At 63.0% G+C, this 11,832-nt stretch carries 9 protein-coding genes; 3 read left to right on the forward strand and 6 right to left on the reverse strand.

What is annotated here, in order from left to right; translation table 11 throughout:
• Positions 1 to 55: 55 nt before the first annotated feature.
• The 4 genes from NCT32_RS03825 to NCT32_RS03840 form a co-directional block, all read right to left on the reverse strand.
• Entirely contained in the window at positions 56 to 1,174 is a 1,119-nt protein-coding gene (locus NCT32_RS03825) for an ABC transporter ATP-binding protein (protein ID WP_061118893.1), read from the reverse strand.
• A gap of 31 nt (positions 1,175 to 1,205) precedes the next feature.
• A complete protein-coding gene (locus NCT32_RS03830) occupies positions 1,206 to 2,063 on the reverse strand; it encodes a carbohydrate ABC transporter permease (protein WP_061118894.1) in 858 nt (285 codons plus the stop codon).
• The gene (locus NCT32_RS03835; RefSeq protein WP_061118895.1) at positions 2,053 to 2,991 is read right to left on the reverse strand and encodes a carbohydrate ABC transporter permease; all 939 of its coding nucleotides are present in this window, start codon (positions 2,989 to 2,991) and stop codon (positions 2,053 to 2,055) included. Before NCT32_RS03835 ends, NCT32_RS03830 begins: the two co-directional genes overlap by 11 nt.
• Positions 2,992 to 3,158: 167 nt before the next feature.
• Positions 3,159 to 4,412, reverse strand: coding sequence for an ABC transporter substrate-binding protein (locus NCT32_RS03840; protein WP_061118896.1), 1,254 nt, complete (start codon positions 4,410 to 4,412; stop codon positions 3,159 to 3,161).
• 584 nt (positions 4,413 to 4,996) lie between these two features.
• Here NCT32_RS03840 and zwf point away from each other — a divergent pair.
• The 3 genes from zwf to NCT32_RS03855 all read left to right on the forward strand — a co-directional run bounded on the left by zwf (position 4,997) and on the right by NCT32_RS03855 (position 9,189).
• Entirely contained in the window at positions 4,997 to 6,460 is a 1,464-nt protein-coding gene (gene zwf, locus NCT32_RS03845; protein WP_061118897.1) for a glucose-6-phosphate dehydrogenase, read from the forward strand.
• A 127-nt stretch (positions 6,461 to 6,587) separates the two neighbouring features.
• Entirely contained in the window at positions 6,588 to 7,298 is a 711-nt protein-coding gene (gene pgl, locus NCT32_RS03850; protein ID WP_061118898.1) for a 6-phosphogluconolactonase, read from the forward strand.
• Positions 7,279 to 9,189, forward strand: coding sequence for a bifunctional transcriptional regulator/glucokinase (locus NCT32_RS03855; protein ID WP_061118899.1), 1,911 nt, complete (start codon positions 7,279 to 7,281; stop codon positions 9,187 to 9,189). The genes pgl and NCT32_RS03855 overlap by 20 nt, the downstream gene beginning before the upstream one ends.
• Before the next feature lie 161 nt (positions 9,190 to 9,350).
• Here the strand turns inward: NCT32_RS03855 and NCT32_RS03860 are convergent, their stop codons facing one another.
• Both NCT32_RS03860 and NCT32_RS03865 read right to left on the reverse strand, forming a co-directional pair.
• Positions 9,351 to 10,484 (reverse strand): porin, encoded by a 1,134-nt coding sequence (locus NCT32_RS03860; RefSeq protein WP_061118921.1) that lies wholly within the window; start codon positions 10,482 to 10,484, stop codon positions 9,351 to 9,353.
• 407 nt (positions 10,485 to 10,891) lie between these two features.
• On the reverse strand, positions 10,892 to 11,832 hold a 941-nt coding region (locus tag NCT32_RS03865), incomplete at its 5' end, for a porin (RefSeq protein WP_250489913.1).

The raw sequence follows: 11,832 nt of genomic DNA on the forward strand, positions 1-11,832 counted from the left end.
ACCATGAAAAACGCCACGGCAAGCCGTGGCGTCGGAGGTCGATGGAACAGCGGGCTCAGGCCAGCCGTTCTTCCGTCTTCGGATCGAACAACACGGCCTTCGACACATCGAACAGCAGCGTCATGTTCGACATCGGCTGCGGATTCGACGCCGGATGCACGCGCGACACGATGCGCTTGCCGTTCACCTGCGCGAACACGAGCGTGTCCGGGCCGGTCGGCTCGATCACGTCGACGCGCACGTCGACCGGCTGCAGGCTCGAATCGGAAACGTCGTGCGCGCTGCGCGAATCGGTGATGCGCTCGGGGCGCAGGCCGAGAATCACGTCCTGGCCGACCTTGCCGCGCAGGCGGCCCGCGTCGAACGGCAAATTCAGCACTTTCTGCGCGATACCGGTGTCGAGCTGCAAACCGACGCCCGAGCCCGATTCGACGAGCTTGCCGGCGATGAAGTTCATCGGCGGCGCGCCGATGAAGCCGGCCACGAACAGGTTGGAAGGCGAATCGTAGATTTCCTGCGGCGCGCCGAACTGCTGCACGATGCCGTCCTTCATCACCGCGATGCGGTCGCCGAGCGTCATTGCTTCGATCTGATCGTGCGTTACGTAGACGATCGTCGTGCCGAGGCGCTGATGCAGCAGCTTGATTTCGGAGCGCATCTCGATGCGCAGCTTCGCGTCGAGGTTCGAGAGCGGCTCGTCGAACAGGAACATCACGGGATCGCGTGCGAGCGCACGGCCCATCGCGACGCGCTGACGCTGGCCGCCCGACAACTGCCCCGGCTTGCGATCGAGCAAATGACCGATCTGCAGCGTCTCCGATACGCGATCGACGATCTTCTTCTGTTCGTCCTTCGGCACCTTGCGGATGTTCAGGCCGAACGAGATGTTGTCGCGCACGCTCATCGAAGGGTAGAGCGCATAGGACTGGAACACCATCGCGATATCGCGATCCTTCGGCGAGAGGTTATTGACCGTCTTGCCGTCGATCATGATGTCGCCGCGGGTCACGGTCTCGAGACCGGCGATCATGTTGAGCAAGGTCGATTTGCCGCAGCCCGAGCCGCCGACGAGGATCAGGAACTGACCGTCCTCGATGTCGATGTTGACGCCCTTGAGAACCGGCACCCCGTTCGGGTAGGTCTTGTACACGTCACGGATGGAAAGGCTTGCCATGTGAATCCTCTATCTTTCGAAACTGCTCGAATTAACCCTTTACCGCGCCGGCCGTCAGCCCGCGCACGAAATAACGTCCGGCGATCATGTAGACGAGAATCGTCGGCAATGCGGCGATGATCGCGCCCGCCATGTCGACGTTGTATTCCTTCACGCCCGTCGACGTGTTCACCAGGTTGTTCAGCGCGACCGTGATCGGCATGGAATCCACGCCCGAAAACACGATACCGAACAGGAAGTCGTTCCAGATCTGCGTGAATTGCCAGATGAGGCACACCATGAAGATCGGCAGCGACACCGGCAGAAGGATCTTCGTGAAGATCGTGAAGAAGCCCGCGCCGTCGATGCGCGCCGCCTTCACGAGCTCGGACGGAATGCTCACGTAGAAGTTGCGGAAGAACATCGTCGTGAACGCGATGCCGTAGATCACGTGGACGAGCACGAGGCCGGTCGTCGTGTTCGACAGGCCGAGAAAACCTTGCAGGCGCGCCATCGGAAGCAGGATTGCCTGGAAGGGGATGAAGCAGCCGACGAGCAGCATCGTGAACAGGCCGTCCGCGCCGCGAAAGCGCCAGTGCGTGAGCACATAGCCATTGAACGCACCGATGAACGACGAAATCAGCACGGCCGGAATCACCATGCGCACGGAGTTCATGAAGAACGGCTCCATGCCCTCGCAGCGCACGCCGGTACACGCTTCCTGCCATGCCTTGACCCACGGCGCGAAGGTGAAGTGCGTGGGCGGCGTGAGCAGGTTGCCCGTGCGAAGCTGGTCGAGATCCTTGAAGGATGTCGACAGCATCACGTAGATCGGGAACAGGAAGTAGAGCGCGAACAGTATGAGCACCGCGTAGATGACGGCGCGGCTCAAAGTCATCTTAGGCTGCATTGCGAGTGCTCCTCGATTCGAGATACATGAGCGGCACGAGCACCGCGACGACCGTGGCGAGCATCATCATCGACGATGCGGCGCCCACGCCGAGCTGACCGCGGTTGAACGAGAACGTGTACATGAAGATCGCCGGCAGCGACGATGACGTGCCCGGTCCCCCGGCCGTCAACGCGACGACGAGGTCGAAGGTCTTGATCGTGATGTGGCAAAGAATCAGCAGCACGGAGAAGAACACCGGCCGCATGCTCGGAATCACGATCTTGCGGTAGATGGTCGGCAAACCCGCGCCGTCCATCTGCGCGGCCTTGAAGATTTCGCTGTCGACGCCGCGCAGGCCGGCGAGGAACAGCGCCATCACGAAGCCTGTCGATTGCCAGACGGCCGCGATCACGACGCAAAAAATCGCCTTGTCCGGGTCGCCCAGCCAGTTGAACGAGAAGCTCGTCCAGCCCCAGTCATGGAACACTTTCTCCAGACCCAGGCCGGGGTTGAGAATCCACTGCCACGCGGTGCCCGTCACGATGAAGGAGAGCGCCATCGGGTACAGGAAGATGGCGCGCAATGCGCCTTCGTTGCGGATCTTCTGGTCGAGAAGGATGGCCAGGAAAAGGCCGAGGAACACGCAAATGCCGATGAACGGAATGCCGAACCAGCCGAGATTGGCGGCGGAAGTCCACCAGACGTCGTTGGCGAAGAGCTGTCGATAACGGTCCAGGCCCGCGTAATCGTAGCGCGGCATGAGCCGCGATTCGGAGAGTGACAGATACCCGGTGATGGCGATGAAGCCGTAGACGAAAATGAGCGCGATCACGACGCTGGGAGCGAGCACCAGCTTCGGAATCAGGCGATCGGCGAGCGCCGCCGTCGGTGAGACGCGACGGGGCGGGTTTTGCGGCTTCTTGTCCGCGGTGATGGAGGCAGTCACGACTCGACTCCTGGAAGATGCGCCGGCGCTTTCGTGCGTTTAGGTGCACTGACTTGCGCTTCTGTGGCGAATGCCTGCTGGCGCTGAAAGATGCGACGTTACAGATGCAGTCCTGCGTTTTGCGCCGCCCGGCGCATGCATGGGCACACGCCGGGCCGAAAACGCCTTTACTTCGTCTTGGCGGCGTTCGCGAGTGCGGCGACCGCGCTCTTCGAATCCTGTGACGAATTCATGAACTTCGTCACGACGTCGGTCATGGCGCCCGCGACGGCGTCGCCCTGAGCCATGCCGTGCGCGAGCGACGGAACATAGCCGCCCGATTTGATCGCCGTCTGTTCATCAGAGTAGGACTTCTTCGCGCAGTCGTCGAACTTGTCCATCGGCACGCCGAGACGCACCGGGATCGACCCCTTGTTCAGGCTGAACTGCTCCTGGAACTCCGGCGTCATGATGGTCTTCGCGAGCGCGAGCTGGCCCGGCGTCGCGGCCTTCTGGCCCTTCTGCTGGAAGAACACGAACGAGTCGACGTTGAACGTGTAGGCCTTTTCCGTGCCCGGCACCGGCGCGCAAATGTAGTCCGCGCCCGCCTTCTTGTTCGCGCCGGCGAATTCGCCCTTCGCCCAGTCGCCCATGAACTGCATGCCGGCCTTGCCGTTGATGACCATCGCGGTCGCGAGGTTCCAGTCGCGGCCCGTGCGGCCGCTGTCGAAGTAGCCCTGGATCTTGCGGACCGTGTCGAACACCTGAACCATCTTGTCCGAGGTCAGCGTCTTCTGGTCGAGATCGACGATCGCCTTCTTGTAGAAGTCCGCGCCCTGCGACAGCACGACGTCTTCCCACAGCGTCAGGTCCTGCCACGGCTGGCCGCCCATCGCGATCGGCATGATGCCCGCGGCCTTCATCTTGTCGGCGACCTGGAAGAACTCGTTCCAGTTGGTCGGCACCTTGCCGCCCGCCTTGTCCAGCGCAGCCTTGTTGATGTACAGCCAGTTCACGCGGTGCACGGAGAAAGGCGCTGCGACGTAGTGGCCGTCCGCGTGGATGATCTTGTCGATTTCGGGCGGCAGGTTCTTCTTCCAGTCACCCGCGACGGAGTCGATCGGCACGAGCACGCCTTGCTCGGCCCATTCCTGGATCAGCGGGCCCTTGATCTGCGCCGCCGACGGCGCGTTACCCGAGATCACCTGTGTCTTCAGTGCGGTCATCGCCGCCGCGCCCGCGCCGCCCGCGACAGCGAAGTCCTTCCAGGTGTAACCCTGCTTCGTCATGTCGTCCTTCAGCACGCCGACAGCCTTGGATTCGCCGCCGGACGTCCACCAGTGCAGCACGGAAACGGCTTCGGCAGCCTGAACCGCCGACGCCGTCGCGCCGCACAGAAGACCTGCGGCGCACAGCGCGCCCATGAGCTTACGGACTTTCATTGTTTATCTCCTCCAGACACCTGAACAAGAAACGATTGGCTCCCGATGCCACCAGAAGCAATGGGGTAGAAGCGTTTGTCAAAAAAACGGTAAAGCTGGATGGCCGGAAATCGGCGATGTCGGCGGGGAAGCGGCAGCGCGAGTCACGACGAACGCAGCGTGCCGGGCCGGCAGACCGATGTACGGCCGCACGGCTCTCAAGAGATGAGTGGGTTGAATCGCAACGGCTGTCTCCTCTTTTGATTTTTGCCCCGGCCGTTCAAACCTTGCCCCGAAGGACGCACTCGACGGCGAGGCGCGAGGCCGGGCGCAGCGGAATCACGGGCACGCCTTCCGTGGAAAGCGGTGAGCCGTGGCCTCCGTTACCATGCGCACAGAACGTCCAGCCGGATAAAAGCGGTCGCCAGTTGGTTTGATTCGCGTGGCTAATTTCCGGTCAGTGACATTTCCTCTTGATTTGGATTGTAGTTAAACTACAATTCAGTGTCAAAAAAAATTTTATCGGACTACGGCGTCATTCGTGGTCTCTTGGGCGGCACGCCCGATTCGACTCACATCCAGTTCTCGAACCCGCGTTCAGACTCATGCAAAGCGACTCGAATTTCATCTTCGTACTCTTCGGCGGCACCGGCGATCTTTCGATGCGCAAGATCCTTCCCGCGCTCTTCGAGGCGCATCGCGCGGGCATGCTCAATCCGGCGGGCAAGATCGTTTCTGTCGCGCGGGAAGCGCTGGAGCAGGGCGAATACCGCGCCTGGGTCGAGAGCCACGTTAAACCGCACGTATCGACGAAAGACGGTGTCGACGACGCCGTATGGCGCAGTTTTCTCGATCGCTTCCAGTACGTCGGACTCGACCTCGGACGCGCGGAGGATTTCGTCGTGCTGCGCGACGCGCTTGCACGATTCGACGGCACGCGCGTCTTCTATCTCGCGACGAGCCCGAAGCTTTTCGTGCCGATCTGCCGCGCGCTCGCCGACGTCGGGCTGAACCAGAATGCGCGCATCGTGCTCGAGAAGCCGCTCGGCTACGACCTGAAATCGTCGAACGCCATCAACGACGCCGTCGGCGAGATCTTCCAGGAAGAGCAGATCTACCGGATCGATCACTATCTCGGCAAGGAGCCGGTGCAGAACCTGCTCGCGCTGCGCTTCGGCAACGTGCTGTTCGAGCCGCTGTGGCGCCGCGAGTGGGTCGAGAGCATCCAGATCACGATCGCGGAAGAACTGGGCGTGGAAGCGCGCGGCGACTTCTACGACAATACGGGCGCGCTGCGCGACATGGTGCAGAACCATTTGCTGCAGTTGCTCTCCATCGTGACGATGGAGCCGCCGCACTCGATGGATTCCGACTCCGTGCGCGACGAGAAATTGCGCGTGCTGCGGGCGCTGAAGCCCATCGACGAGCGCGACATCAGCCGCGTCGCGGTGCGCGGGCAATATCATGCGGGTGTCGTCCGCGGCACGTCGGTGCCGGCGTATGCGACCGAGCCGGGCGTGCGTCCCGACAGCACGACGGAAACCTTCGTCGCCTTGAAGGTGGAAATCGAGAACTGGCGCTGGGCCGGCGTGCCGTTCTTTCTGCGCACGGGCAAGCGGCTCGCGGACCGCGTCGCGGAGATCGTCGTGAACTTCCGCGCGGTGCCGCATTCGGCGCTCGGCGCGAACGCGTTGCGTGCAGGCGCGAACCGTCTCGTGATCCGGCTGCAGCCGAACGAATCCATCCGCCTGTATTGCCTGGCGAAGCAGCCCGGCGAGGGCATGAATCTCGCGAGCGTGCATCTTGATCTCGCGTTCGATCAGTTCTTCAAGGAAGGACAGATGGAGGCGTATCAGCGCCTGTTGCTTGACGTGATTCACGGCCGCCTCGCGCTCTTCGTGCGGCGCGACGAGCAGGAGGCGGCGTGGCGCTGGGTCGAGCCGATCCTGAACGCGTGGGCGTCGGCGACGAACAAGCCGAAGCCTTACGCGGCGGGCACGTGGGGGCCGGCCGCGTCGAGCGCGATGCTTGCGCAGGCCGGCACATGCTGGCTCGAAGAAGAAAACTGACGGCGTGATGCCGACGCGGCCCGAAAGAGGCGCGCGGCGAACATGGAATACAAGAGACCGCTTCGCCCGCCGTTGCGATGGTGCGGGCAGCAGGCGGATCGATAAACCAGAACAAGCAGGAGGAGCAATGATCGAGCTTCGCACTTTCGACGATCCGCGCGCCCACTCGGACGCGCTGGCGAAAGCCGTGGGCGACGCGCTGAAGGCATCCCTCGCGGCGAGGGGGGCGGCATCGGCCGATGCCACGGGACAAACCGCCCACGCCACGCTCGCGGTATCGGGCGGCACGAGCCCGAAGCCGTTCTTGCAGACGCTCTCGCGCGAGCCGCTCGACTGGGCGCACATCGACGTGACGCTCGTCGACGACCGCTGGGTGCCCGAGACCGATTCCGCGAGCAACGCGCAGCTCGTGCGCGACACGCTTTTGCAGAACGCGGGCGCGTCGGCATATTTTCTGCCGCTCGTGAATACGGCCAGGCCGCTGGAAGCGCACATCGCCGAATTGAACGCCGATCCGCGCCGCCGTCTGCCGGATGTCGCCGTGCTCGGCATGGGCGAGGACGGACATACGGCCTCGATCTTCGCCGACGCGCCCGAGTGGGATTTTGCGATCTCGACGCCGGAGCGCTTCATCTCCGTGCATCCGGGCGCGGCGCCGCACGCGCGCGTGAGCTTGTCGATGTCGGCGCTGAAGCAGATCGGACAGTTGCATCTCTTCATCGCCGGCCAGAAGAAACTCGACGTACTGAACGCGGCGCTCGCCGCCCCGCAAAAGAACGCCATCTCGACGCTGGCCCACGCTGAAGGAGTGAAGCTCGATGTCTACTGGTGTGCATAAGACCGCGACTCAGCACGCCGACGGACCGCGGCTTCTGGCTGACATCGGCGGCACGAACGCGCGCTTCGCGCTGGAGACCGCGCCTGGCGATATCGGGCAGATCCGCGTGTATCCGGGGGCCGATTACCCCGGCATCGCGGAGGTGATGCAGCAGTATCTGAAGGACACGAAGGTCGGACGCGTCAATCATGCGGCGATCGCGATCGCCAATCCCGTCGACGGCGATCACGTGAAGATGACCAATCACGACTGGAGCTTCTCGATCGAGGCGACGCGCCGTGCGCTCGGCTTCGATACGCTGCTCGTCGTGAACGACTTCACCGCGCTCGCGATGGCGCTGCCCGGCTTGACCGACGCGCAGCGCGAACAGGTGGGCGGCGGCTCGCGCCGGCAGAACAGCGTGATCGGCCTGCTCGGGCCAGGCACGGGTCTGGGCGTGTCGGGTCTGATTCCGGCGGACGACCGCTGGATCGCGCTCGGCAGCGAAGGCGGCCACGCCACGTTCTCGCCGTTCGACGAACGCGAAGACGTCGTGATGCGCTATGCGCGCCGCAAGTTTCCACACGTTTCTTTCGAACGCGTGTGCGCCGGACAAGGGCTCGAGCTGATCTACCGGGCGCTCGCCGAGCGCGACAACGTCACGGTCTCCGAAACCTTCACCGCCGCCGACGTCACCAACCGCGCCCTGCAAGGCGAAGCGCTCGCGCTCGAAGTGGTGAACTGCTTCTGCGCGATCCTCGGCACGTTCTCCGGCAACATCGCGGTGACGCTGGGTGCGCTGGGCGGCATCTATATCGGCGGGGGCATCGTCCTGAAGCTGGGTGAACTGTTCCACAAGTCGCCGTTTCGCGAGCGTTTCGAGGCGAAAGGGCGCTTTCAGCAGTATCTGTCGGGCATTCCCACGTACATCATCACGGCGGAATATCCGGCGTTTCTCGGCGTGTCCGCGATTCTCTCCGAGCAGTTGTCGAACCGTGCGAACAGCGGTTCGTCGGCGGTGTTCGAGCGCATTCGTCAGATGCGCGATGCGCTGACACCCGCCGAGCGGCGCGTTGCCGATCTCGCTCTGAACCATCCGCGCTCGATCATCAACGATCCGATCATCGACATCGCGCGCAAGGCGGACGTGAGTCAGCCGACCGTGATCCGCTTTTGCCGCTCGCTCGGTTGCCAGGGTCTGTCCGACTTCAAACTCAAACTCGCGACCGGCCTGACCGGCACGATTCCGGTGAGCCATAGCCAGGTGCATCTCGGCGACACGGCCACCGATTTCGGCGCGAAGGTGCTGGACAACACCGTATCCGCGATCCTGCAGTTGCGCGAGCATCTGAACTTCGAGAACGTCGAGCGCGCGATCGATATCCTGAACGGCGCGCGGCGCATCGAGTTCTACGGGCTCGGAAATTCGAACATCGTCGCGCAGGACGCGCACTACAAGTTCTTCCGCTTCGGCATTCCGACCATCGCCTACGGCGACCTGTACATGCAGGCGGCGTCCGCTGCGCTCCTCGGCAAGGGCGATGTGATCGTCGCGGTGTCGAAATCGGGCAGGGCACCCGAGCTTTTGCGCGTACTCGAAGTGGCGATGCAACAGGGCGCGACGGTCATCGCGATCACGTCGAGCAATACGCCGCTCGCCAAACGGGCGACGGTGGCGCTGGAGACGGATCACATCGAAATCCGCGAGTCGCAGCTTTCGATGATTTCGCGCATTCTGCACCTCGTGATCATCGACATTCTCGCGGTTGGCGTGGCGATTCGCCGGGCCGCGCCGAAGCCGGGCGCGAAGATCAGCGAGACGGTCGCCAAGGCGCGTCAATCGAGCGACGATGACGCCGCCGCTGTGCTCGACTGGCTGAGCCACGGCGCCTCGGGGATGGCGCGGGACTAGCCGCGTTCTTGCGTCTACGCAAAAGGCCGCCGATGTGAACATCGGCGGCCTTTTTTCATGCGCTTTCGCGGCGAAAAAAAAACGGTGCGATCCGCGTTGAGATCGCACCGTGCAGTGGCGTGAAACGTACTACGAAGCTAAGGCGCGTTCAGATTCGCCGCTCAGAACGAATGCTGGATGCCTGCATACACGCCGCTCTGGCTGTGGCCGGGAAGCGGGTTGTCCGTCGCGGCGGAGGAGCCATAGTTGTTGGCATTCAGGCCGTAGTTCGCGCTCTTGCTGTTTTGCACCGTGGCAACTTGCAGATCGAGCAGCGTGCGCTTGGACAGGTTGTACGATCCGCCGACGGTGTAGATAGTCGCGTTGCCCGCGCCGTTGTTACCGTTGACGTGATATACCGCGCCGATCAGCGCCGCGGCCGGCGTCATCTGCCACGTCACGCCGCCCCATTCGTGATCGAGTGCGGTCGGCTGACCCGGCAACTGGCCCGTCATGCCGGACGTGCGGATCGCCTGATAGCCGCCTTGCAGCTTGAACTGACCGAGAAACACGTTGAGCATCGCGGTGTACTCGCGCGAGAACGAGTAGGCGCCGTTGCTCGTGCCGTAGTCGCCGCCCAGCGTGCCGTTCGCGGGATTGCGGATTTCGTCGTAGAGACCGCGCACCTGGAAAAGCGGCGACGTGTACGTGATCTGCGCACCCGCCTGGCGGCCTTGGCGCGTGGTGCCGTTACCGTTCCAGTTGGTCGCATTGGAGAGCGCATACTGGCCGTAGAAGTCGAAGCCCGCGACCTTCGGCGACTGGTAAGAAATGTTGTTGCTCGACTGCGGCCAGTTGCGGCCACGCACGAGCGATGCCGACGACCAGTTCGACTGGCCGAACGGATCGAAGTCCCACACGCCGTTCGAGATGAAGAGCTCACGGCCGAGCAGTACCGTACCGAACTGGTTGTTCGCGATACCGACGGTCGCCCAGCGGTTGAAGAGACCGCCGCCGCCCGGGCCTTGACCCGTCATGGTGTTGAAGCTGCCTTCCAACTGGAACACGGCGCGGTAGCCGCCGCCCAGATCTTCGACGCCCTTCATACCCCACAGGCTCGTGCCCCAGTCGCCGCTTTCCGCCCTGAAGCGATGCGACGTGCCGGTGGCCGCGCCGTTGAGGCCGACGCCTGTCGGGACGCCATTCATATATTCGAGTCCCGCGTCCAGGCGGCCATACAGCGTCACGCTGCTTTGAGCCTGCGCCGCCGCGCTGAACGCCAACAGTGCTGCCGACGCGAGCAAAACCTTTTTCATCATCTCCTCCAAATCCCTGTCAAAAATTGAACCAATAGCTGCTGTCTGGCTCGATGCGGGCGCAACGAGCCGAACACGGTTATCGAGGAAAGACGCGCGAACGTGCGCACGGCGAAGCGTCGCGGCAGCTCCACGATCGGCGTCGCCCCTCGGTTTTTGGAGGAATTGTGAAGTAGAACTACGTTTTTCGAGCCGTCGTTTTGTAGTTTTGGTTGCTGATTTGACAAATGTCGTATGCCAGGGGAAAGGCTCCCGAGTCGACGTTCGTCATGCTGCGCACGGCGTGCCGGATTTATCGCGCGTACAAATAAAAAACGGTGCGATACCCTTTCGGGCACCGCACCGATACGCGCCTCTCGCAGCAGCGTGAAAACCTTCTAAAAAGACTCTTCGGTCAGACTCGTCGATTAGAACGAGTGCTGGATACCTGCATACACGCCCGTCTGGCTGTGGCCGGGGAACGGGTTGTCCGTCGAAGCAGCCGAGCCGTAGTTGTTGGCGTTCAGGCCGTAGTTCGCGGTCTTGCTGTTCTGCACCGTCGCGACCTGCAGATCGAGCAGGGTGCGCTTGGACAGGTTGTACGAGCCGCCGACCGTGTAGATGGTCGCGTTGCCCGCGCCGTTGTTGCCGTTCACGTGGTAGACCGCGGCGATCAGCGCTGCCGCCGGCGTCGCTTGCCACGTCACGCCGCCCCACTCGTGATCGAGCGTGGTCGGCTGGCCGGGCAACTGACCCGTCATGCCGGAGCTGCGGATTGCCTGGTAGGCGCCCTGAATCTTGAATTGGCCGAGGAACACGTTGAACATCGCCGTGTACTCGCGCGAGTAGGCGTAGACGCCGTTGCCGCCCGAGCCGCCGTCGATCGGGTTGTAGGCGCCGCCGAGCGTGCCGTTTGCCGGGTTGCGGATTTCGTCGTACATACCGCGGATCTGGAAGAGCGGCGTCGTGTAAGTGACATACGCGCCTGCTTCACGGCCTTGCGGGGTCGTGCCGTTACCGTTCCAGTTGGTCGCGTTGGAGAGCGAGTACTGACCGTAGAAGTCGAGGCCCGCGAACTTCGGCGACTGGTACGAAATGTTGTTGCTCGATTGCGGCCAGTTGCGGCCACGCACCAGCGATGCCGACGACCAGTTCGACTGGCCGAACGGATCGAAGTCCCATACGCCGTTCGCGATGAAGAGCTCACGACCCAGCAACAGCGTACCGAACTGGTTGTTGGCGATACCGACCGTCGCCCAGCGATTGAAGAGACCGCCGCCGCCCGGGCCTTGACCCGTCATGGTGTTGAAGCTGCCTTCCAACTGGAACACGGCGCGGTAGCCGCCGCCCAGATCTTCGACGCCCTTCA

The sequence above is a fragment of the Caballeronia sp. INML2 genome, from assembly GCF_023631365.1.
In the GTDB taxonomy this organism is placed as follows: Bacteria; Pseudomonadota; Gammaproteobacteria; order Burkholderiales; family Burkholderiaceae; genus Caballeronia; species Caballeronia turbans.

Coding starts and splice junctions, on each gene's coding strand:
- NCT32_RS03825 (WP_061118893.1), bottom strand. CDS start 1,174: ATGGCAAGCCTTTCCATCCGTGACGTGTACAAGACCTACCCGAACGGG.
- NCT32_RS03830 (WP_061118894.1), bottom strand. CDS start 2,063: ATGCAGCCTAAGATGACTTTGAGCCGCGCCGTCATCTACGCGGTGCTC.
- NCT32_RS03840 (WP_061118896.1), bottom strand. CDS start 4,412: ATGAAAGTCCGTAAGCTCATGGGCGCGCTGTGCGCCGCAGGTCTTCTG.
- zwf (WP_061118897.1), top strand. CDS start 4,997: ATGCAAAGCGACTCGAATTTCATCTTCGTACTCTTCGGCGGCACCGGC.
- pgl (WP_061118898.1), top strand. CDS start 6,588: ATGATCGAGCTTCGCACTTTCGACGATCCGCGCGCCCACTCGGACGCG.
- NCT32_RS03855 (WP_061118899.1), top strand. CDS start 7,279: ATGTCTACTGGTGTGCATAAGACCGCGACTCAGCACGCCGACGGACCG.
- NCT32_RS03860 (WP_061118921.1), bottom strand. CDS start 10,484: ATGAAAAAGGTTTTGCTCGCGTCGGCAGCACTGTTGGCGTTCAGCGCG.